Raw genomic sequence first — 21,844 nt, forward strand, 5'->3', positions numbered from 1 at the left:
TTATGTTTTACCAGCGGTAATGAGCGAAGGCCTTGTTGGCCTCGGCCATCCGGTGGGTATCTTCCTTCTTCTTCACCGATGCACCGCGATTGTTCGCCGCATCAAGAAACTCTCCAGCCAGACGCTCCTGCATGGTCTTTTCGCCACGAGCAACGGCATAGCTGGAAATCCAGCGAATTGCCAAGGCATTGCGACGATCAGCGCGAACCTCAACCGGAACCTGATAAGTCGAGCCGCCCACCCGCCGGGACTTTACTTCCAAAACCGGCCGAACATTGTCAATCGCCTTCTTGAAAATCTCCAGGGGATCTTCCCCCGAACGACTGGCGACAATATCAAAAGCCCCGTAAACGATCCGCTCGGCTGTACTCTTCTTGCCGTCCAACATGATGCAGTTCATGAACTTAGCAACCAACCGATCATGATATTTGGGATCGGGAAGGATGACCCGCTTGGCAACTTCTCTTCTTCTCGGCATAACGTCCTCTCAGTACTTTGCTTTATTTAGGCCGCTTGGCCCCATACTTGGAACGACCCTGCATCCGCCCCTTGACCCCGGCCAAGTCCAGCGTACCGCGGACAATATGGTAACGAACACCAGGCAAGTCCTTGACGCGGCCGCCGCGAATCAGCACCACGGAGTGCTCCTGGAGGTTGTGCCCCACACCAGGGATATAGGAAGTCACGACGATACCATTGGTCAGACGCACACGGGCCACCTTACGCAACGCCGAGTTCGGCTTCTTTGGGGTCGTCGTATAGACACGCGTACAAACGCCTCGCTTCTGGGGATTTCCCTTCAGCGCCGGCGACGCGGACTTTCTTTCCTTTTTTTCACGTCCCTTGCGGATCAACTGATTGATAGTCGGCATCTACATACTCCCGAAATCGCATATTCTGTAGTTAAAAGAGCGTTTACAGCGGATTTTCCCATGAGGGGAAAAACCCGCAGACCTTATCAATCCGCCCGGCCGATGTCAAGACTTTTTATTCTTTTTTTCAGCCCGCCCGGCCGGGCGGCATTTTCATCAACTTATTCTTCGGATTTCACCGGCTCTTCAACCGGCTCTTCATCATCGTCGATAACTTCGTCCTGGTAGGTTTCCACCACTTCTACCGGCTCCTCGATGAAAAGCTTGGCGCTGCGGTATTTGGAAACACCGGTTCCCGCCGGAATCAGGCGGCCCATGATGACGTTCTCCTTGAGGCCACGCAGGTAGTCGACCTTCCCTTCGATGGCCGCCTGGGTCAGCACCTTGGTGGTCTCTTGGAAAGAAGCCGCCGAGATGAAGGATTCCGTGGAGAGCGAAGCCTTGGTGATGCCGAGCATCAGCGGTTCGCCAACGGCAGGGTCTTTGCCTTCGGCCAACACCCGCTGATTCTCCTCCTCGAATTCCCAGCGCTCCACCTGGTCGTCCAACAGGAAGCGGGTATCCCCGACCTCCTTGATGCGCACGCGGCGCAACATCTGGCGAACAATGGTCTCGATGTGCTTGTCGTTGATCTTGACCCCCTGCAGGCGATAGACCTCCTGGACTTCGTCGACCAGGTATTTGGACAGTTCCTTCTCCCCAAGAACCCGAAGGATGTCGTGGGGGTTGCTGGAGCCGTCCATGAGCGCCTCGCCGGCACGCACGTGATCACCTTCATGCACGCTGATGTGTTTGCCCTTGGCGATCAGGTATTCCTTCGGCTCGCCGATCTCTGGGGTGACGACGACCTTACGCTTACCTTTGGAGTCCTTGCCAAAAGCCACGACCCCATCGATCTCGGAAATGACCGCGAACTCTTTCGGTTTGCGCGCTTCGAAGAGTTCGGCGACGCGCGGCAGACCACCGGTGATGTCCTTGGTTTTGGTCGTTTCCCGGGGAATCTTGGCAATAATGTCACCGGCGGTAACGATGTCATCCTCGGCGACCACAATGTTCGCCCCCACCGGCAGCATATAGCGGGCGGCAGCGCCGTTGGGCAGCTTGGCGGTTTTGCCTTCCTCGTCCTTGAGAGTGATGCGCGGACGTTTGTCTGCCCCCTTGGTCTCGACAATGACTTTTCGGGTCAGACCGGTGACGTCATCGAGCTGCTCCTCCATGGTGACATTCTCAAGAATGTCACCAAAGCGGACCCGACCGGGGATCTCGGTGAGGATCGGCATGGTGTAGGGGTCCCACTCGGCAAGCAGCGAGCCCGCCTTGACTTCCCCTTCGGGAGCGACGCGCAATCGCGCGCCGTAGACGACGCCGTAACGCTCACGCTCCCGTCCGGTTTCATCGACGACAGCGATCTCACCGTTACGGTTCATGACAACGTGATGACCGAACTTGTCGATGACGGTATTCAGATTGATGTAGCGCAGGACGCCATCGAAACGAGCCTCGAGGGAGGTCTGCTCGGCGCGGCGGGAAGCGGTCCCCCCGATATGGAAGGTCCGCATGGTCAGCTGGGTTCCCGGCTCGCCGATGGACTGGGCGGCAATGACACCGACCGCTTCCCCGAGATTGACCAGATGGCCGCGGGCCAGGTCACGACCGTAGCAGGCGGCACAGATTCCACGCCGACTCTGACAGGTGAGAACCGAACGGATACGCAATCTTTCGATACCGGCGTTCTCGATCTTGTCCACCAGGGCTTCATCGATCGCCTGGTTGGCCTCAACCAGCACCTCGGAAGTGACCGGATCGAGGACATCCTCCAGCGATGTCCGCCCGAGAATGCGGTCGCCAAGATTCTCAATGACCTCCCCTCCCTCGGTGAGAGAAGAGACAAGGATGCCGTCAAACGTACCGCAATCCTGTTCGGTGATAATGGCATCCTGGGCCACGTCCACCAGACGCCGGGTTAAATAGCCGGAGTTGGCGGTCTTGAGCGCGGTGTCGGCCAAACCTTTACGGGCACCGTGGGTTGAGATGAAGTACTGGAGCACCGTCAATCCCTCGCGGAAGTTGGCGGTGATCGGCGTTTCAATGATCTCCCCGGAAGGCTTGGCCATCAGGCCGCGCATGCCGGCCAGCTGCCGAATCTGCTGGGCGCTGCCACGAGCCCCCGAGTCGGCCATCATATGAATAGCGTTAAAAGAGGGAACCTTGACCTGTTCTCCGGTCTCCTCGTTGGTCAGAATGTCGACAGAAAGGTTACTGAGCATCGTCTGGGCGATGTCCTCGGTACACTTAGCCCAGATGTCGATGACTTTGTTGTAGCGTTCGCCGTCGGTAATCAGACCCTCGGTGTACTGCTGCTGGATCTCCCGCACCTCATCGACGGCGGCATCGATGTACTTCTGCTTGGTGGCTGGGATGACCATGTCGTCCAGGCAGATGGAAACCCCGGCGAGGGTGGAGAAGCGGTAACCGGTCTCCTTGAGGCGGTCAGCGAGGATAACCGTCTCTTTGTTGCCGGCCAGGCGGAAGGCCACGTCGATCAACTCGGCGACCTGCTTTTTGCCCATCACCCGATTGATGGAGGAGAAGGGTATGACGTCGGGGACGATATCCCGCAAAAGAACCCGACCGATGGTACTCTCCACCAGCGTTGGCGCCCCCCCCTGCTCGACGACCATGCGGACCTTGACTTTAGCCTGCAGGTCGGCTTCGCCGGAATCGTAGGCCATGCGCAACTCGTCGCGGGAGGAGAAAATCTTGTTTTCCCCCTTGACGAAGGCACGATCGCGGGTCATGTAGTAAAGCCCCAGGACCATGTCCTGGGAAGGGACGATGATCGGCTTGCCGTTGGCCGGGGAGAGGATGTTGTTGGTCGACATCATCAACACCCGCGCCTCGATCTGACTCTCGATGGAAAGAGGCAAATGCACCGCCATCTGGTCGCCGTCGAAGTCGGCATTGAACGCGGTACAGACCAGCGGATGCAACTGGATCGCCTTACCTTCGATCAGCACCGGCTCGAAGGCCTGAATGCCGAGGCGATGCAGAGTCGGGGCACGGTTGAGCATCACCGGATGCTCCTTGATGACCTCCTCCAGCACATCCCAGACCTCAGGCTTTTCCTTTTCCACCATCTTCTTGGCACTCTTGATGGTGGTGCAGTAGCCCCGTTCTTCCAGCTTATTGTAAATGAAGGGTTTGAAGAGCTCGAGGGCCATCTTTTTCGGCAGACCACACTGGTGCAGCTTGAGCTCGGGACCGACGACGATGACCGAACGGCCCGAGTAGTCGACCCGCTTACCCAGCAGGTTCTGCCGGAAGCGGCCGCCCTTGCCCTTGAGCATGTCAGAAAGCGACTTCAAGGGGCGCTTGTTGGGACCGGTAATGGCCCGACCGCGCCGACCATTGTCGAAGAGGGCGTCCACCGACTCCTGCAGCATGCGCTTTTCGTTGCGAATGATGACTTCCGGGGCGCGCAGCTCCATCAACCGCTTGAGACGGTTATTGCGGTTGATGACCCGGCGATAGAGGTCGTTCAGATCGGAAGTGGCAAAACGGCCGCCATCGAGCGGCACCAACGGGCGCAGCTCGGGGGGGAGGACCGGGATGGTTTCAAGGATCATCCACTCGGGACGATTGCCGCTCTGCTTAAAGGCCTCGACGACCTTGAGGCGCTTGGAAAGCTTTTTGCGTTTGGCCTCGCTGGTGGCGTCGCGCAACTCGCTGCGCAACTGCTCGGAAAGTTCATCAAGACCGATAGCTTCGAGCAGGTCGCGAATCGCCTCGGCACCCATGCTGGCGGTGAACTGGCCGGCGAACTCGTCCATGGTCTCGCGGTACTTCTCTTCGCTGAGAATCTGCCCCGTCTCCAGCGGTGTATCCCCCTTATCGAGAACGATATAGGCCTCGAAATAAAGGATACGCTCGACCTCTTTCAAGGTCAGATCGAGCAGAGTCGAAATCCGCGAGGGAAGGGATTTCAGAAACCAGATATGCGCCACCGGGCAGGCCAAGTCAATATGGCCAAGACGCTCACGGCGCACTTTACTGGGGATAACCTCAACACCGCACTTCTCGCAGACAATGCCGCGGTGCTTCATGCGCTTGTATTTACCGCAGTTACACTCGTAGTCCTTGGTCGGCCCGAAAATCTTGGCGCAGAACAGGCCGTCCCGCTCTGGCTTGAAGGTCCGGTAGTTGATCGTCTCCGGCTTCTTGACTTCGCCAAAGGAGCGTTCGCGGATCTTCTCCGGCGACGCCAGGGAGAGCCGGATCGCGTTGAAGTTGAGGGGATCCTTCGGCCGCTCGAATAGACTGAAGATATCTTCCAAAACGCATCCTCCTTATGGGATGGTGGTTGGTTTAAGCTGAACTGCACCCGACAAAATCACCGGTCCCCGTGCCTCGCGGCCGGGGACCGGTATCAGCCGGGGTTAATCCTCTTCTTCGAGAAGCTCTACATCCAGGCAGAGCGACTGAAGCTCCTTGACCAGCACGTTGAAGGATTCGGGCAGACCGGCCTCCAGGGTGTGCTTGCCTTTGACGATCGCCTCGTACATGCGCGTACGGCCGGCGACGTCGTCCGATTTGACGGTCAAAAATTCCTGCAGGGCATGGGCCGCCCCGTAGGCTTCCAGGGCCCAGACCTCCATCTCGCCGAGACGCTGGCCGCCGAACTGGGCCTTGCCTCCCAGAGGTTGCTGGGTGACCAGGCTGTAGGGACCGATGCTACGGGCGTGGATCTTGTCGTCGACCAGATGGTGCAGTTTGAGCATATACATGATACCGACGGTGACCTTCTCCTTGAAGGCATCCCCGGTCTTGCCGTTGTACAGGGTCATCTGGCCGCTGGTGGGGAAGCCGGCGCGAGACATTTCGTTGGTCATGCGGTCTTCGGGAACACCCTCGAAGACCGGCGAGGCCATCGGCACGCCATGGGAGAGGCGTCGGGCCAGGGCCAGGGTATCTTCATTGGAGAGCCCGTCGATGAAGCCGTCGAGCTCGGGATCGCCGTAAATATCCTTGACCTTGGCCTTGATCGCGGCGGGGTTGAACTGCTTGTCCAGAAGTTCCTGGATCTGCAGACCCAAGCCGCGGGCCGCGAGGCCGAGATGGGTTTCGAGGATCTGACCGACGTTCATACGGGAAGGAACGCCAAGGGGGTTAAGAACGATCTCCACCGGCGTACCGTCGGCCATGTAGGGCATGTCCTCGACCGGCAAGATGCGCGAAAGCACACCCTTGTTGCCGTGACGACCAGCCATTTTATCCCCCACCTGCAGCTTGCGCTTGATGGCGACATAGACCTTGACCATCTTGATCACCCCGGGGGGCAGGTCGTCGCCGCGCTTGAGCTTTTCGATCTTGTCGGTGAAAACACCTTTGATCAGCTCCTCGCGATCCGCCAGGCGGGCGAAGAGATTGGCGACCTTTTCCTCGGCCTCCCCTTCACCGGCCAGGGAAATCTCCCGCCACTGGCGGAAGGGAACCTTGACCAGAAGCTCGGCGGTGATCTTCTTGCCCTTGGCGAGCAGAACTTGGCCAGCATCATCGGTGATATCCACCGCCGAGGTCTGTCCGACCAGCAGGTTCTTCAACTTGCCCTTGGCCGAATCGCGGATGATGGCGATTTCGTCGTTCTGGTCTTTGAGCAGTTTGTCGATCTCGGTCTTTTCAATGAACTCGGTGCGGCTGTCCTTGTCGGCCCCCTTGCGGGAAAAGACCCGGGCGCCGATGACCACTCCCTCGACTCCAGGCGGAACCCGCAGTGAAGTATCGCGAACATCGCCAGCCTTTTCGCCGAAGATGGCGCGCAGCAGCTTCTCTTCGGGAGAGAGCTGGGTCTCCCCTTTCGGGGTGATCTTGCCGACCAGGATATCCCCGGGCTTGACCTCGGCACCGATGCGGATGATACCGCTTTCGTCGAGATCGGCCAAGGCGTCCTCGCCGAGGTTGGGAATATCGTCGGTGATCTCTTCCTTGCCGAGCTTGGTGTCGCGAGCGACACACTCGAATTCCTCGATGTGGATCGAGGTGTAGCGGTCTTCCTTGACCAGCTTCTCCGAAATCAGGATGGAGTCCTCGAAGTTGTAGCCTTCCCAGGGCATGAACGCGACCAGCACGTTCTGGCCGAGGGCCAGCTCACCCCACTGAGTGGAAGGACCGTCGGCAATCATCTCGCCGCGCTTGACCTTATCCCCGACCTTGACGATCGGTTTCTGGTTGAGGCAGGTGTTCTGGTTGGAACGGGCGAACTTGATCAGGGTGTAGATATCGACCCCGGTCCCCGTCTCATCCACCTCGTCCTCGTCGATCTTGACGACAATACGGGCCGCATCGACGCTTTCCACCACGCCGTTGTGGCGGGCAACAACCGCCGCTCCCGAGTCATGGGCAACGATCCGCTCCATGCCGGTACCAACCAGAGGTGCATCCGCGCGAAGCAGAGGCACGGCCTGACGCTGCATGTTCGAACCCATGAGCGCGCGGTTGGCGTCGTCGTTTTCGAGGAAGGGAATGAGCGCCGCCGCGACCGAGACCAGCTGCTTGGGCGAGACGTCCATCAGCTCGATGTCCTCGCGGTTCATCAGCATGAACTCGCCGTTTTTCCGAGCATTGATCAGTTCATTGACGAAGGTGCAATCCTCGTTGAGCATGGCGTTAGCCTGAGCGATAGCGTGCCCTTCTTCCTCGAGCGCGGAGAAGTACTTGATCTCCGTGGTGACCACACCGTCCTTGACCAGCCGGTAAGGCGTCTCAACAAAGCCATGCTCATTGATTCGAGCATAGGTGGAGAGGGAGGCGATCAGGCCGATGTTCGGACCTTCCGGCGTCTCGATCGGGCAAACCCGGCCGTAGTGCGTCGGATGCACGTCACGAACCTCAAAACCGGCCCGTTCGCGGGTCAGACCACCGGGTCCCAGGGCCGAAAGACGGCGCTTGTGGGTAATCTCCGAAAGGGGGTTGGTCTGGTCCATGAACTGGGAGAGCTGGCTCGAGCCGAAAAACTCCTTAACGACCGCCGAAACCGGCTTGGAGTTGATCAGGTCGTGGGGCATCAGGCTATCCACTTCCTGCAGGCTCATGCGCTCCTTGATCGCCCGCTCCATCCGCACCAGGCCGACCCGGTACTGATTCTCCAGCAGTTCGCCGACGGCTCGCACCCGGCGATTGCCAAGGTGGTCGATATCGTCGATCGCGCCCTTGCCGTTGCGCAAATCGATGAGATAACGCACGACTTCGAGGATATCCTCATTGGTCAGCGTCGTATGTTCCAGGGGCGTTTCCAGGCCAAGCTTGTAATTGAGCTTGAGCCGACCGACAGCGGAGAGGTCGTAGCGCTCGGCATTAAAGAAAAGGCTCTCAAAGAGCGCCTTGGCACTGCGTACCGTCGGCGGATCACCGGGACGAAGGCGGCGATAAATTTCGATCATCGCCTCCTCGGTGGTGGCGATTTTATCTTGGAGCAAGGTTTCGCGTAGATAGGGTCCGACATAGAGGTTGTCGATGAAGAGCACCTTGAACTCATTAATCCCGAGCTCACGCAGCTTATCCAGACGCTCGACGGTGATCTCCTCATTACACTCGATGACGACCTCGCCGGTATTGGTATCAACGATATCGGTCGACGTAATCTTACAGATGACATCTTCCTGAGCGATCTGGATAAACTCGATTTGCTTCTCGGTGATCTTCTTGACCGCCGCCTTGGTGAACTTGCGGTTCGCCTTGACGATGACCTCGCCGTCGCCGGCCAGCACATCGAAAGGCGCCCGCTGGCCGAGAAGCAAAGCCGGATTGGCGCGCTTCTTGAAGCTTTCACCATCGAGGATGATCTCCTCAACATCGTAATAGTAGTTGAGAAGTTCCTCGGAACTGTAACCGAGAGCCTTGAGCAGCACCGTGGCGGGCAGTTTGCGACGCCGGTCGATGCGCACAAAGAGAATATCTTTATGATCAAAGTCAAAGTCGAGCCAGGATCCGCGGTAGGGGATAACCCGAGCGCTGTAGAGGATCTTTCCGCTGGAGTGCGTCTTGCCCTTGTCGTGATCGAAGAAGACGCCGGGAGAGCGGTGCAACTGGCTGACGATAACCCGTTCCGTGCCGTTGATGATGAAAGTGCCATTTTCGGTCATGAGCGGGATCTCGCCGAAGTAGACCTCCTGCTCTTTGATATCCCGGATCGACTGGACCCCCGACTCCTTATCCACGTCCCAAGAAACCAGACGTACCCGCACCTTCACCGGCGAGGCGAAAGTCATGCCGCGCTGATGACACTCATCGACATCGTACTTGGGCACGCCCAGCGCATAGGAGACATACTCCAAGGAACAGGTCTCGCTGAAATCACGAATGGGGAAAACCGAGCGGAAAACGGCCTCAAGGCCGATGTTCTGCCGCGCCGAAGGAGGCAACTCCGCCTGAAGAAAACGCTTGTAGGAATTTTTCTGGATATCGATCAGATTAGGAATATCGATAATCCGCTGAACTTCAGCGAAATGTTTCCTCAGAAGCTGGTTATTCGCGATCGAATAAGCCATGGAATCTCCTTTAGGTAACGAAAGTAGAATAGCCAAGGCCGCACAGGGCGACCTTGGCTAAGGGTGAAACTATCGCGCCGTCGCTTACTTGAGCTCCACAGTGGCGCCGGATTCTTCAAGTTGCTTCTTGAGCTCTTCGGCTTCAGCCTTGGAAACACCTTCTTTGATGGCCTTAGGTGCGCCGTCAACGAGATCCTTGGCTTCCTTGAGGCCGAGGCCGGTGGCGGCACGAACGACCTTGATGACATTGATCTTCTTCTCACCGGCAGCGGCGAGAATGACGTCAAACTCGTCCTTCTCTTCGACGGCAGCGGCGGCACCGGCGACAGGAGCGGCGACAGCGGCCACCGGAGCGGCGGCGGAAACGCCGAACTTCTCTTCCAGTTCCTTGACCAGCTCGGCCAGCTCCAGAACGGTCATTTTCTCGATAAACTCGACAACTTGCTCTTTGGTGATGTCAGCCATGGACTATCTCCTTCATACGGAATAAATATAGATGGGTAAAATTAAGCGGCTTTTTTGTCCTGGATCGCGGCAAGAACCTGAACCAGGGAGCGCGGAATCGCGGCCAGCACACCAACGAAGTTGGTCACCGGAGCATTGAGCGAACCGAGCATTTTTGCCAGCAGCACTTCACGGCTCGGCAGTTCGGCCAGGGCCTTGATCTCGTCGACGCTCAGAAGCTTGCCGTCGAGAGATCCGGCTTTCAGTTCGAACTTGGGGTTGATTTTGGCGAACTCAGCAAGAATTTTGGCCGGGGCGACCGGGTCACCCGTAGCGATGGCAATCGCGGTGGGACCTGCCAGATGATCATTCAAGCATTCCGCGCCGGTTCCCTTGGCGGCCAGCTTGAGCAGGGTATTTTTGGCAACCTGATACTCAACGCCGGCACCACGCAACTCGCCACGCAGCTTGTTGACCTGCTCCACGTTCAATCCGCGGTAATCCGCGAGGAACGAGGCCTTGGCGGAAGCCAGCTTTTGCGCCAGTTCGGCGACAACCTGTTCTTTACCTGACTTGTTCAACGTCTCTCCTCCTTTCTGTTTGATCTGGGGATGCGGTCATCCCGAGCCCCTGTCAGAGGTGTAATGAAGAGACGGAAACTACCGTCGCTCCCTACGAACAGCCTCGGCAGGCGGAGAAATCCATTAAACCCTCGGTGAGGATGCCTGCTGTCTTTGACCAGGAGCGGTACTAAGCTTAAGCACGACGGCTCGCGAAACCGCGAGCCGCACGTCGGATGACCGAATGGCCGATCCTTATTTAATCAGCGCTTGCAGGGCCGGAACATCGACCACGACGCCAGGTCCCATGGTGCTGGAAATACAAATCTTTTTCAGGTAGGAACCCTTCGCGGTGGAGGGCTTGGCCTTGACCAGGGCATCGACCAGGGAAATGATATTTTCCTGCAGCTTCTGCGGGTCGAAAGAAACCTTACCCACTGGCGCATGGACAATCCCAGCCTTTTCCACCCGGTACTCGATCTTGCCCGATTTCGCCTCATTGACGGCTCGAGCGATGTCGAAGGTAACGGTGCCGACCTTGGGGTTGGGCATCAGGCCACGGGGACCGAGCAAGCGACCGATCTTACCGACAGTCCCCATCATGTCCGGAGTAGCGATCGCAGTATCGAAATCGAACCAGCCCCCCTGGATTTTCGTCACCAGATCATCGGCACCGACATGATCAGCGCCGGCGGCGGTAGCCTCCTGTGCCTTCTCCCCTTTGGCGAAAACCAGAACCCGCACGGTCTTACCGAGGCCGTTGGGCAACACCACGGCGCCGCGAACCATCTGATCCGCCTTCCGGGGGTCGACGCCAAGGCGCACGGAAACATCGACGGTCTCGTCAAATTTGGCATAGGCGGAGCCTTTGACCAACGTGATCGCCTCGTCAATAGGATAGGCCACTCGGCGATCAATCTTCGCCTTGGCTGCTTTGTGCTGTTTCCCTGTTTGCATCTTTGTATACTCCAGACTCTGCCGTGATTAGACGATTTCCAGACCCATGCTGCGTGCGGTGCCCTCGATCGTCTTGACCGCGGCTTCCACATCGAATGCATTCAGGTCGGGCATTTTAAGCTTGGCGATCTCCAACACCTGATCCCTGGTCACCTTGCCCACCTTATTCTTATTGGGCACACCAGAACCTTTAGGAATCTTGGCGGCCTTCATCAAAAGCACGGCTGCTGGCGGAGTCTTGGTGATGAAAGTAAAGGAACGGTCTGCATAGACCGTAATGACCACCGGAATGATCATCCCCTCTTCACTCTGGGTCCGTGCGTTGAAAGCCTTGCAGAATTCCATAATATTGACCCCGTGCTGACCGAGCGCGGGACCAACCGGCGGCGAAGGATTAGCCTTACCGGCGGGAATCTGCAGCTTTATTTGTCCAATAACCTTCTTGGCCATGAGCTACTCCTTAAAATTTATGTCCAAGACCAGCGTCAGCTGGTCTTCTCAACCTGGATGAATTCAAGCTCTACAGGAGTCACTCGGCCAAAGATGCTGACCATGACCTTGAGCTTGGCCTTGTCTGGCTTAACGTCTTCCACAACCCCGGTGAAGTTCAGGAAAGGGCCATCGACCACGCGTACCGTCTCACCGACTTCAAACTCGACCTTCGGCTTCGGGCGCTCGGCCCCCTCTTCCATGCGGGTCGTAATCTTAGCCACTTCCTCGTCAGGAATCGGCGGGGGGGAGATACCGCCACCGACAAAACCAGTAACCTTGGTCGTATCCTTCACCACATGCCAGGTCTCGTTGTCCAATTCCATCTGGACCAGAATGTACCCGGGGAAGAACTTGCGGGAAGAAGTGCGACGTTCACCGTTCTTGAGCTCAACAACGGTCTCGGAGGGAATCAGGATCTCGCCGAATTTATCCTCGACGCCAAACATCCGGACCCGCTCTTCGAGGTTCAACTTAACCTTGTTTTCGAAGCCCGAATAGGTATGGACCCCATACCAGCGCATTGCCATATTGACTACCTAGCCCCCCTTTAGCCCAACAGCGCACGGATCGACGCCGACAGGGCGCTATCCACCAGCCACAGGAAGACCGCCACAAACACTACGAGAACAATGACGACCAGGGTTGATGCATAGGTATCCTTCCTGGTCGGCCAGGTTACCTTTGCCAACTCGCCCTTGACATTGGCGAGGAACTCCGTCGTTTTCCCGATCACTATCTAAACCCCCATGGAGGATTTTTCTCAGATTAAATGGCAGGCCAGGAGGGACTCGAACCCCCAACACCCGGTTTTGGAGACCGGTGCTCTAGCCATTAGAGCTACTGGCCTGCATGCGAACAGCCATGACGCCTGAGCGTCGCGCCGAACTACTTGGTTTCCCGGTGCGGCGTATGCTTTCTGCAGAACCGGCAGTACTTGCTGAACTCCAGTTTGTCCGGAGTATTCTTCTTATTCTTTGTCGTAGTGTAATTACGTTGCTTGCACTCGGTGCAAGCCAGGGTAACGATATCCCGCATGACGAATCCTCATCCCCCCTCCCGAGCAGGGAGGGGGAAGCATCTAAGGTCTATATTAAGCGATGATTTCGCTGACAACGCCGGCGCCGACGGTCCGGCCACCTTCACGGATGGCGAAGCGCAGCTCCTTGTCCATGGCGATCGGGGTGATCAGCTCGACGTTCATGGCGATGTTGTCGCCGGGCATAACCATCTCCACACCTTCGGGCAGTTCCACGATCCCGGTCACGTCCGTGGTCCGGAAGTAGAACTGGGGACGGTAGCCTTTGAAGAACGGGGTATGACGGCCACCTTCTTCCTTGGTCAGGATGTAGGCTTCGGCCTTGAACTTGGTGTGCGGGGTGATGCTCCCGGGCTTGGCCAGAACCTGACCGCGCTCGATGTCCTCACGCTTAACACCGCGCAGCAGGATGCCGACGTTGTCGCCAGCCTGACCCTGATCGAGCAGCTTGCGGAACATCTCGACACCGGTGACGACGGTCTTGGTGGTCGCCTTCATACCGACGATCTCGACCTCTTCCTGCACCTTGACCACGCCGCGCTCGATGCGACCGGTGGCGACGGTGCCGCGACCGGAGATGGAGAAGACGTCTTCGACGGGCATCAGGAAGGGACGGTCAATGGCGCGCTCCGGCTCGGGGATATAGCTATCAACGGCGGCCATCAGCTCGAGAACCTTGTTCTTGCCGATTTCGTCGTCACGCCCTTCGAGAGCAGCCAGGGCGCTGCCGGCGATGATCGGAATATCGTCACCGGGGAAGTCGTAGGAGGAGAGCAGCTCGCGCAGTTCAAGCTCAACCAGCTCCATCAGCTCAGCGTCGTCGACCATGTCGGCCTTGTTGAGGAAGACGACCATGGCGGGCACGCCGACCTGACGGGCAAGCAGGATGTGCTCACGGGTCTGGGGCATGGGGCCGTCAGCGGCCGAGCAGACCAGGATTGCGCCGTCCATCTGCGCCGCGCCGGTGATCATGTTCTTGACATAGTCGGCATGGCCGGGGCAGTCAACGTGGGCATAGTGACGGTTAGCGGTCTCGTATTCGACATGGGAGGTGGCGATGGTGATGCCGCGCTCGCGCTCCTCGGGAGCGTTGTCGATCTGGTCGAACCCCTTGAATACGGCGCCGCCCGACTCGGCCAAGACTTTGGTAATGGCGGCGGTCAGAGTCGTTTTGCCATGGTCAACGTGACCGATGGTTCCGATGTTGACATGGGGCTTGGTTCTTTCAAATTTAGCTTTGGACATTACATCAACCTCCCTTTTTTGAGAATTCCTAGCACCTAAGGCGCGGCCGCCAGAAACAGATCTTTACCGGGGCCTAGTTGTCTGGATACAAACAGAAAAACTCCACAACGGAGCAAATGGAGCCCACAATCGGATTTGAACCGATGACCTCTCCCTTACCAAGGGAGTGCTCTACCACTGAGCTATGTGGGCCTGAACCAGCTGCCGCCGTTCATGGAGAGACAGGTCAAAATGGAGCGGGAAACGGGACTCGAACCCGCGACCCTCAGCTTGGAAGGCTGATGCTCTAGCCAACTGAGCTACTCCCGCCCAAAACCTGACTGCCTATGTACAGCTCTGTGGGCTCACCACCGGCGCCGGTCCCAGTCCAATCGGCCAAGCCTCCTGGATACCGCCAATCCGGGGGATGTCCCGGCAAGTAAATAAATGGTGGAGGGGGGAGGATTCGAACCTCCGAAGTCGTCGACGGCAGATTTACAGTCTGCTCCCTTTGGCCGCTCGGGAACCCCTCCAGGGGAACGCTTCTGAATTGTCCGGGGCAAACACCCCTTTGCTCAATGGAGCTGGCGACAGGAATTGAACCCGCAACCTGCTGATTACAAGTCAGCTGCTCTACCTATTGAGCTACGCCAGCACAGGGGCGCATTTTTACAACAGTGAAAATTAAAAAGCAAGCCCTTTTTTGAACTTTTTTCATCGGCTGACGAAGCAGGATTTATAGTCGATCCCCCTGGACTTGTCAACCGCTAAATTCAAATCTTGTCGCTCCGAGTGCCCTGCCGGCGACGGACGACTTCGAAAAGAGCGACCCCGGCCGCCACCGAGGCATTCAGGGAGGAGAGCGTGCCGCGCATGGGAATGCTCAGCAGCCCGTCGCAATGGCGCCGCACGTTGGGACGCAGACCGCTCCCCTCGCTACCCAGCACCAGGACCAGGTCCCCCGCCAGATCGACATCGAACAGAGGCTGGGCGCCCTCTTCCCCGGCCAGCCCGAACACCCAGCATCCCGCCTCCTTCAATTCTTCGAGGGTACGGGCGATATTGGTCACCTGACAGAGGGGCAGATGGGCCAGGGCCCCGGCCGCCGCCCGGTCGACCACCGCCGTGACGGAACAGGCCCGGTCCTTGGCGGTAATGACGCCATGACAGCCAGCGGCTTCGGCGCTGCGCAACACCGCACCAAAGTTGTGGGGATCGGTCAGGCCGTCGAGCACGAGAAAAAAGGCCCTCTCCCCTGAACGTCGCCAGCGTTCGAAAAGTTCCTCCAACTCGACATAAGCGAAGGGTTCGATGCTCAGCACCAACCCCTGGTGATAGCCGTTTCCGGCCAACCGGTCGAGATCTTTCCGCTCGCGGCGCCGCACCGGCACCTGGCGCCGCTCGGCCTCGGCCAGCACCTCATCGACCCGGGGGGAGCGGGCATCGCGGGCGACGAAAAGCTCCAGGGGCTTGCGCCGTTCCCCCGCCAGAGCTTCGCGCACCGGGTTCAACCCATAGACAACGTCATTCATGAACGGCCGCGCAGCGCTTCTTCGATCTCGGCAAGAATGAGATCGGCGGCTTCCACCGGATCGGCGGCCGCCGAAATGGGCCGGCCGATCACCAGATAATCGGCCCCGGCAGCGATTGCCTCGGCGGGCGTGGTCACCCGCTTCTGATCGTCCAGGGAGGCGAACGCCGGACGCACCCCGGGAGTGACGATGACGAATTCCGGTCCGCAGGCGTCGCGGATCAGACCGACTTCCTGGGGAGAGGCGACCACCCCGTCCATCCCCGCCTCCTTCGCCAGGCGGGCCAGACGTGGTACCATTTCGCGCACCGACCGATCGATCCCCACCGCCCGCAAAGTCTCTTCGGTGGAGGAGGTGAGAATGGTCACCGCCAGCAGCAGCGGCCGCTCCGCGCTCCCCCGGGGGCAGGAGGCATCGGCCTTGGCCACCGTCTCGCGCATCATTTCCGGCCCGCCCAAGGCGTGGACGTTAAACATCCGTACTCCGAGGCGGCAGGCCTCAACCCCGGCCATAGCCACGGTATTGGGGATGTCGTGGTATTTGAGGTCGAGAAAAACCTCGCCCCCCTCCCCTCGGATCATGCGCACGACATCGGAGCCGCAGCGGGTGAAGAGCTGCTTGCCAACTTTGAACACCCCGACCTTATCATGGAGCAGCTTGACCCATTTTTCCGCATCCTCGAAACAGTCCACGTCGAGGGCGAAAATCAGTCGCTCCTTAGCTTCATTTCTCATCCCTTCCTCCCGATAAATGATTTGACCCGTTGCGTGACTTCGCGCACCCGCTGGATCAGTTCTCCAGACTCGACTTCCGGCAGTTCCCGCCGGGCCACGCCACAGGCCATATAAATCAGTTCACTCAAGGCCTCGGCCAGTAGTCGTTCTTTATCCCCCTCTTCGAGCCCAGCAAGATTGGCGAGAATGCGCCCACCGTCGACGGAACCATCGTCGCAGAGACCAACATCGCGGAAGACGAAGGAAAAAGGCTGGGGCACGTCGCGCATGAAAGCCCGGACCTCGTCGAGGAAGCCGGGGTGCCTGCCCAGCACCCGGCGGCTGATGGCGGTCAGGGCACCGTTGAAGATATTCAGCAGGTCTCCGAGTTCCCCCTCCAACGGCGGCGCCGGAGCCTCTTCCATGGCGACTAGCCCCTTTTCGAGGAGCTGATGCAGCAGCCGCAATCCCTCGAACTCCCCACCTCCGGCTTTGCGCAGCAGTTCCCGCACCGGATAGCGTCCCTGGGCGATCAGTTCCAACATACGCTCGGCGACCGGCGGCAAACCGGCCAGGGTTTTGCCGGTCAGTACCGGCAGATGCCGATCGGAGCCGATGCGACGCATGAAGAGCGCCCGCTCGTCGAAACGCCGCAGGCCTTCCATAATGAGATTCTGGGTACTCATGGACAGGCGCACCTGCTCATCGACTTCAGGGGTACGCGCAACGAAAAAAAAGCTCCCGCCAGACAAGGCAAAGAGGCTGTAAATGATCGTTTCGGCCCGATAGCGAACGACCTGCCAGAGATCCTTGGCCCCCACCAACCCCTTGTCGACCAGCAGCTGCCCCGTCGGCGGTACGCCCCCCGCCAGGTTTCGCGCCCAGTGCAGGGCGGAACGATCAAGCTTGCCCAGGACGCAGAGAATCTCACCCAACTGCTCCTCGGGCAGGGAGCTGGAGGCGGCGATGATCTCCCCCTGCAGGAAGGACAACTCCTTGACTCCGGCAGGAAAGTAAAAGGTCAGCACTCCCGACTTGCGGAACATGTTAAAAAAAGAGAGCAGATCAGCGATGGCCAACTCGCCCAGCTCGCCGGCCATGACCAACTCGCCCTCATCGCGACGATGGGTCAGAAGCAGATGCCGGGGGGAAAAGGAGGACAGCTCCAGGGTTTTTTGCCCCAGTTCCCTGACCACGGGATGAGGCAGACTCAACCGGCCGCCGCTGTCGATGATCATCTTCGCCATGATGCCTCTTTCCGGTTGCGAGCGAGCCTTTGCTTTCAGCCCGCCAGGGCGCTGCGCACCCGCGCCGCCACCACCTCGGCCACCTCGGCCAGGGGCACCATCTCCCGGGTGCCGCTGCGCCGCTCCTGCACTTCGAGGGCACCGTCCTTGAGTCCCCGCGCCCCGACCGTCACCCGCAGCGGAATGCCGAGCAGGTCGGCGTCCTTGAACTTGCTGCCGGGGCGCTCGTCGCGGTCGTCGAGGAGCACTTCGACTCCGCGCTCCAGCAGATCGGCATAGAGTTTTTCGGCGGCCGCGCAAACCTCGGCGTCGTTGGGATTGACCATGGTGACGATGACCTGGAAGGGGGCGATGGGCATGGGAAAAATGATGCCGTTTGCATCGTTGTTCTGCTCGATGGCCGCCGCCACCGTGCGCCCCACGCCGATACCGTAGCAGCCCATGAAGATCACCTGCTCTTGCCCCTGGGCATCGAGGAAGGTAGCGCCGAGGGCCTGGGAATATTTGGTGCCGAGCTTGAAGACGTGGCCGACCTCGATCCCCCGCCAGACCTCGAGCTTGCCGGCGCAGCGCGGGCAGGGATCACCGGCGACCGCCTCGCGCAGATCGGCGAAGGTTTCGACGGTAAAATCCCGGCCGCAGGTCACGCCGGTGTAATGGGCGTCGGCCTCGTTGGCGCCGGTCACGGCATCGGCCATGGCGCGCACCTCGAAGTCGGCGAAAATCCGCCCTTTCAGCCCCACCGGCCCGGCGAAACCACTCGGCGCCCCGGTCACGCGGCGCACCGTCTCCTCGTCGGCCAGCTCCACCTCGTTGCAGCACAGCAGCCGGCAGAGTTTGATGTCGTTAAGCTCGCGATCGCCGCGCAGCAGCACCGTCGCCGTCTCGCCGCCGTCGGTGCGCAGGATCAGGGTCTTGATCAGCCGCGCCGGTTCCACCTTGAGAAAAGCGGCGACCTCCTCGATGGTCCGCTGGTTCGGCGTCGCCACTTTGCTCAACGCCTCGGTCGGCGCCGGTGCCGTGGCGCCGGCATCGCGCAATTCCGCCTTTTCGACATTGGCGGCGTATTCGCAGCTGTCGCAGGATACGATGGCGTCTTCGCCCGAATCGGCCAGCACCATGAACTCGTGGGAGGAGCTGCCGCCGATGTTGCCGGTGTCGGCCTCGACGGCGCGGAAGCGCAGGCCGCAGCGCTCGAAGATGCGCCGATAGGCCTGGTACATCTTGTCATAGGCGACGTCGGCACCAGCCTCGTCCACATCGAAGGAATAGGCATCCTTCATGATGAACTCACGGCCGCGCATGAGGCCGAAACGGGGACGTATCTCGTCGCGGAACTTGGACTGAACCTGGTAGAGATTCAGCGGCAGTTGCCGGTAGGAACGAACCTCACGGCGGACGATGTCGGTGATGACCTCCTCGTGCGTCGGTCCGAGGCAGAAATCGGCCTCTTTACGATCCTTGAAGCGCAGCAACTCCTTGCCGTACTGCTCCCAGCGGGTCGATTCCTGCCAGAGTTCGGCGGGAACGACCATCGGCATCAGCAGCTCGATTGCCCCGGCCCGGTTCATCTCCTCGCGGATGATCTGTTCGACCTTGCGAATCGAGCGGAGCCCGAGGGGCAGATAGCTATAAATACCGGCGGCGATCTTGCGGATCATGCCCGCGCGCATCATCAGCTGGTGGCTGACCACCTCGGCATCGGCCGGGGTCTCTTTCAAGGTATTGAGAAGATATTGGGAATAGCGCATGGTCGGCACCTCTTGTCATGCAGGATTAAATCGATCGGACCGGTTGAAAGTGAGGGAAATTAGCGTATTTCAAAGGGAAATGCAAGCTAGAACCCCGGCAGTTTAAATTTCATCGTCACCTCGCCGGTTGCGGGATCGACCGAAATCGCCCCTTCTTCAGCCTGCAGAGCCTGTCCGGTGGCCATCTGCATCAAACCGGAAAGAAAAGCCATTCCCTGATTCATGACTTGGGCAAGCTTTTCCGGAGAGGCGCCAGCAACCGCGTACGGGGAAGAAGCCTTCTGTTCGACGGCAACAGCTGCGGCGACCGGTTGCATCACCGGCGTTTCGGTTTCAACCGGTTCTGCGCAGGGATCGCTTGTGGCGACGGTCGCTTCCGCCGATGCCGGCGCCTCGGACTCCGGAGGAACGGGGCGACTGAACTGCTCCACGGCCGCCTCCAGCTGCTCCAGAAACTGGGGGCGGCCCCGGTCGGCGAAATCGACGTTGTCGAGGGTGCTCCCCGGGCTCAACACCCCTTCGAAAAGATCCTGCTTGAGCAGCAGCCCTTCGGCAATGCGACTTTCGATGGAGTCACGAGCGATCAGGTTGATGACGGTCAGATGCCCGCTCTGCTGGCCGAGACGATCGATGCGGCCGATGCGCTGGTTCTTCTTGGCAGGGTTCCAAGGGAGTTCGAAGTTGATTACCGTATCGGCGACCTGCAGGTTGAGGCCGGCGCCGCCGGCTTCGGTGGAAAGGAAGACCCGACATCTCGAATTCTCCTCGAACTCGCGGATCAGCGCCGCTCGTTTGGGCACCGGCACCTTGCCGGAAAGCTCCACATAGCCGAGATTGTTCTCCCGCAGCATGCGACCGATGAGCTGGTTCATGCGCACCCACTCGGAAAAGATCACGATCTTGCGTGGCGACCGTTTCAGGTCGAGTTGATCGAGAAGGATGTGGCGCAGTTGGTCGAGCTTGGGGGAATAATGGATTTCCTCCTCCGGCTCGACGAGAAAGGTCGAATCGCAGACCATGCGCATCTTGGCCAACAGCAGCTGCAACTTCTGCAGGTCGAAGGGGGTCATGAATTTCTTGCGCAGGATCTGGGCCACACCGTTGGCATAACTCGCATGATGGTCGATCTGGCGGGGATGCAACGCCACCGGAACATCGTGGTGAGTGATGTGGGGAAGCTGGCGGATGACGGCTTTCTTCTCACGGCGGATCAGGATCGGCTGCAGGCGCTCTTTCAGGCTTTGCAGGTTGTAATAGCCGGTGATCTTGTTTTTCTGCCGGGGGTCGAAACAGCAGTGCTGGTAGGAAAATTCCCAGAGGGGGGATAAAAGTTTCGGGGCGAGAAAATCGACGATAGAGTAAAGATCGACCAGGCGGTTCTCGATCGGCGTGCCGGTGATGACCAGGGCATGCTTGCGCGGGATCGTCTTGACCACGCCGGCGGTCTGGGTTTCGTAATTCTTGATCCGCTGGGCCTCGTCGAGAATGATGAAATCGGGAGCGTATTTTTGCAGCAGCGGCAGGTCGCGCAACGTCGCCTCGTAGTTGCAGATGAGAAAATAGGCGTCGGACTCCCGGTAAAGCGCGGCACGTTCCTCGGGCGCGCCCTGTACCACCACCGCCTTCTCGGCGCTAAACCGCTCGATTTCCTTTTGCCACTGATCCTTGAGCGAGGCAGGGCAGACGATCAGGGTGCGCGTGAACCCGAACAGATCCTTTTTCAACACCGCCGTGGCGATGGCCTGCAGGGTCTTGCCCAGCCCCATCTCGTCGGCGATGATCGCCCCCTTGCGATAGAGAGCGAACTCGATTCCCTCCTTCTGGTAGGGGAAGAGATCGGCCCTGATCAGAGCGTAATCGGGGTGCCGCTTTTCCCGGAGCTCCGCCAGCAGCCGCGCTTCGAAAAACTCCTCCACCGCCTCCAACACCTCGGGCCGGATCAGAATCTCCTTAAGTTCCCGGGCGGCCTCGATAAAGGCGAGAAAATCCCCGGTTTTGTCGGCGGCAAGGGTTCGGTCAGGGGCAAAAAATTCGGCGATCAGCTCCGCCGCGGCGGCGGGCAGTGCATGGGGATAAAACCAGGCGATCCGATTTTCCCGGTGGGGATCGAGAAAGATCTCGACAAAGGGATAGTCCTGCCCCGCGACCGGCGATCCACCGCCCTTCTTGAAGCGGGCGAAGGCATGCATCAGGTGCTTGCAGGTGCCCAGCTTGTTGGTGCGGTAGTCGGGGCAGGAGCAGTAGCCCTGCTCGGCCTCGAGATCGCGAAAGGTCAATTTCTCAACTTTCGCAGCAGTATGACAGGGCCTAAAGCCCTGAAATCAAAATGATCTTTCAAAAGACATGGGCCGGAAGTAGCGTTGCTCGTCGTAACAAGGCCGGTATCTGGGCCATGAAGTCCTCCAGCATCCCCCTTAGCGAGGCGGTCGGGAGTTCGGCGAAAGTCTTCAACACCTGCTCCAGATGGCTCAAG

General features: G+C 59.1%; 17 protein-coding genes and 5 tRNA genes. All 22 read right to left on the reverse strand.

Translation table 11 applies throughout. The features are described from left to right. Window positions 1-7: 7 nt before the first annotated feature. On the reverse strand, window positions 8-478 hold the full coding sequence (rpsG, locus tag BQ4888_RS04385; RefSeq protein ID WP_092054157.1) for a 30S ribosomal protein S7: 471 nt from the start codon (window positions 476-478) through the stop codon (window positions 8-10). A gap of 22 nt (window positions 479-500) precedes the next feature. Then, window positions 501-872 (reverse strand): 30S ribosomal protein S12, encoded by a 372-nt coding sequence (rpsL, locus tag BQ4888_RS04390; protein WP_092054160.1) that lies wholly within the window; start codon window positions 870-872, stop codon window positions 501-503. Between the two features lie 161 nt (window positions 873-1,033). Further along, window positions 1,034-5,206 carry a DNA-directed RNA polymerase subunit beta' gene (gene rpoC / locus BQ4888_RS04395; RefSeq protein WP_092054162.1) on the reverse strand — a complete coding sequence of 1,391 codons (4,173 nt, stop codon included), beginning with the start codon at window positions 5,204-5,206 and terminating at the stop codon, window positions 1,034-1,036. A gap of 102 nt (window positions 5,207-5,308) precedes the next feature. Then, window positions 5,309-9,415: a DNA-directed RNA polymerase subunit beta gene (gene rpoB, locus BQ4888_RS04400; RefSeq protein WP_092054165.1), complete on the reverse strand. Its 4,107-nt coding sequence runs from the start codon at window positions 9,413-9,415 to the stop codon at window positions 5,309-5,311. 84 nt (window positions 9,416-9,499) lie between these two features. Then, window positions 9,500-9,880 carry a 50S ribosomal protein L7/L12 gene (gene rplL, locus BQ4888_RS04405; protein WP_092054167.1) on the reverse strand — a complete coding sequence of 127 codons (381 nt, stop codon included), beginning with the start codon at window positions 9,878-9,880 and terminating at the stop codon, window positions 9,500-9,502. A 41-nt stretch (window positions 9,881-9,921) separates the two neighbouring features. Next, the gene (rplJ, locus tag BQ4888_RS04410; RefSeq protein ID WP_092054170.1) at window positions 9,922-10,440 is read right to left on the reverse strand and encodes a 50S ribosomal protein L10; all 519 of its coding nucleotides are present in this window, start codon (window positions 10,438-10,440) and stop codon (window positions 9,922-9,924) included. 234 nt (window positions 10,441-10,674) lie between these two features. Further along, the gene (gene rplA / locus BQ4888_RS04415) at window positions 10,675-11,376 is read right to left on the reverse strand and encodes a 50S ribosomal protein L1 (protein WP_092054173.1); all 702 of its coding nucleotides are present in this window, start codon (window positions 11,374-11,376) and stop codon (window positions 10,675-10,677) included. Between the two features lie 27 nt (window positions 11,377-11,403). After that, window positions 11,404-11,826 carry a 50S ribosomal protein L11 gene (rplK, locus tag BQ4888_RS04420; RefSeq protein ID WP_092054175.1) on the reverse strand — a complete coding sequence of 141 codons (423 nt, stop codon included), beginning with the start codon at window positions 11,824-11,826 and terminating at the stop codon, window positions 11,404-11,406. A gap of 35 nt (window positions 11,827-11,861) precedes the next feature. Next, window positions 11,862-12,395 (reverse strand): transcription termination/antitermination protein NusG, encoded by a 534-nt coding sequence (nusG, locus tag BQ4888_RS04425; RefSeq protein WP_092054177.1) that lies wholly within the window; start codon window positions 12,393-12,395, stop codon window positions 11,862-11,864. Between the two features lie 20 nt (window positions 12,396-12,415). Then, window positions 12,416-12,601: a preprotein translocase subunit SecE gene (gene secE / locus BQ4888_RS04430; RefSeq protein ID WP_092054179.1), complete on the reverse strand. Its 186-nt coding sequence runs from the start codon at window positions 12,599-12,601 to the stop codon at window positions 12,416-12,418. A gap of 37 nt (window positions 12,602-12,638) precedes the next feature. Continuing rightward, window positions 12,639-12,715: transfer RNA gene (locus BQ4888_RS04435), tRNA-Trp, on the reverse strand. A gap of 38 nt (window positions 12,716-12,753) precedes the next feature. Further along, window positions 12,754-12,903: a 50S ribosomal protein L33 gene (gene rpmG / locus BQ4888_RS04440; protein WP_092054182.1), complete on the reverse strand. Its 150-nt coding sequence runs from the start codon at window positions 12,901-12,903 to the stop codon at window positions 12,754-12,756. Window positions 12,904-12,958: 55 nt separating this feature from the next. Then, window positions 12,959-14,149 (reverse strand): elongation factor Tu, encoded by a 1,191-nt coding sequence (gene tuf / locus BQ4888_RS04445; protein WP_092054151.1) that lies wholly within the window; start codon window positions 14,147-14,149, stop codon window positions 12,959-12,961. Window positions 14,150-14,266: 117 nt separating this feature from the next. Beyond that, window positions 14,267-14,341 (reverse strand) — tRNA-Thr (locus tag BQ4888_RS04450). Window positions 14,342-14,381: 40 nt separating this feature from the next. Then, window positions 14,382-14,458, reverse strand: a tRNA-Gly gene (locus BQ4888_RS04455). A gap of 118 nt (window positions 14,459-14,576) precedes the next feature. Beyond that, window positions 14,577-14,661: transfer RNA gene (locus tag BQ4888_RS04460), tRNA-Tyr, on the reverse strand. Between the two features lie 46 nt (window positions 14,662-14,707). Further along, a tRNA-Thr gene (locus BQ4888_RS04465) sits at window positions 14,708-14,783 on the reverse strand. Between the two features lie 118 nt (window positions 14,784-14,901). Beyond that, window positions 14,902-15,660 (reverse strand): 23S rRNA (guanosine(2251)-2'-O)-methyltransferase RlmB, encoded by a 759-nt coding sequence (gene rlmB / locus BQ4888_RS04470; protein WP_092054183.1) that lies wholly within the window; start codon window positions 15,658-15,660, stop codon window positions 14,902-14,904. Beyond that, window positions 15,657-16,394, reverse strand: coding sequence for an orotidine-5'-phosphate decarboxylase (pyrF, locus tag BQ4888_RS04475; protein WP_092054186.1), 738 nt, complete (start codon window positions 16,392-16,394; stop codon window positions 15,657-15,659). Before pyrF ends, rlmB begins: the two co-directional genes overlap by 4 nt. Beyond that, entirely contained in the window at window positions 16,391-17,620 is a 1,230-nt protein-coding gene (locus BQ4888_RS04480; protein ID WP_092054188.1) for a DUF4388 domain-containing protein, read from the reverse strand. Before BQ4888_RS04480 ends, pyrF begins: the two co-directional genes overlap by 4 nt. A 35-nt stretch (window positions 17,621-17,655) precedes the next feature. Then, on the reverse strand, window positions 17,656-19,371 hold the full coding sequence (locus BQ4888_RS04485) for a proline--tRNA ligase (protein ID WP_092054190.1): 1,716 nt from the start codon (window positions 19,369-19,371) through the stop codon (window positions 17,656-17,658). An 86-nt stretch (window positions 19,372-19,457) separates the two neighbouring features. Then, a complete protein-coding gene (locus tag BQ4888_RS04490) occupies window positions 19,458-21,647 on the reverse strand; it encodes a DEAD/DEAH box helicase (protein WP_092054192.1) in 2,190 nt (729 codons plus the stop codon). Between the last annotated feature and the right edge of the window lie 197 nt (window positions 21,648-21,844).

The sequence above is a fragment of the Desulfuromonas acetexigens genome, assembly GCF_900111775.1.
GTDB classification, from domain to species: domain Bacteria; phylum Desulfobacterota; class Desulfuromonadia; order Desulfuromonadales; family Trichloromonadaceae; genus Trichloromonas; species Trichloromonas acetexigens.

Coding starts and splice junctions, on each gene's coding strand:
- rpsG (WP_092054157.1), bottom strand. CDS start 478: ATGCCGAGAAGAAGAGAAGTTGCCAAGCGGGTCATCCTTCCCGATCCC.
- rpsL (WP_092054160.1), bottom strand. CDS start 872: ATGCCGACTATCAATCAGTTGATCCGCAAGGGACGTGAAAAAAAGGAA.
- rpoB (WP_092054165.1), bottom strand. CDS start 9,415: ATGGCTTATTCGATCGCGAATAACCAGCTTCTGAGGAAACATTTCGCT.
- rplL (WP_092054167.1), bottom strand. CDS start 9,880: ATGGCTGACATCACCAAAGAGCAAGTTGTCGAGTTTATCGAGAAAATG.
- rplA (WP_092054173.1), bottom strand. CDS start 11,376: ATGCAAACAGGGAAACAGCACAAAGCAGCCAAGGCGAAGATTGATCGC.
- rplK (WP_092054175.1), bottom strand. CDS start 11,826: ATGGCCAAGAAGGTTATTGGACAAATAAAGCTGCAGATTCCCGCCGGT.
- nusG (WP_092054177.1), bottom strand. CDS start 12,395: ATGGCAATGCGCTGGTATGGGGTCCATACCTATTCGGGCTTCGAAAAC.
- rpmG (WP_092054182.1), bottom strand. CDS start 12,903: ATGCGGGATATCGTTACCCTGGCTTGCACCGAGTGCAAGCAACGTAAT.
- tuf (WP_092054151.1), bottom strand. CDS start 14,149: ATGTCCAAAGCTAAATTTGAAAGAACCAAGCCCCATGTCAACATCGGA.
- rlmB (WP_092054183.1), bottom strand. CDS start 15,660: ATGAATGACGTTGTCTATGGGTTGAACCCGGTGCGCGAAGCTCTGGCG.
- pyrF (WP_092054186.1), bottom strand. CDS start 16,394: ATGAGAAATGAAGCTAAGGAGCGACTGATTTTCGCCCTCGACGTGGAC.
- BQ4888_RS04480 (WP_092054188.1), bottom strand. CDS start 17,620: ATGGCGAAGATGATCATCGACAGCGGCGGCCGGTTGAGTCTGCCTCAT.
- BQ4888_RS04485 (WP_092054190.1), bottom strand. CDS start 19,371: ATGCGCTATTCCCAATATCTTCTCAATACCTTGAAAGAGACCCCGGCC.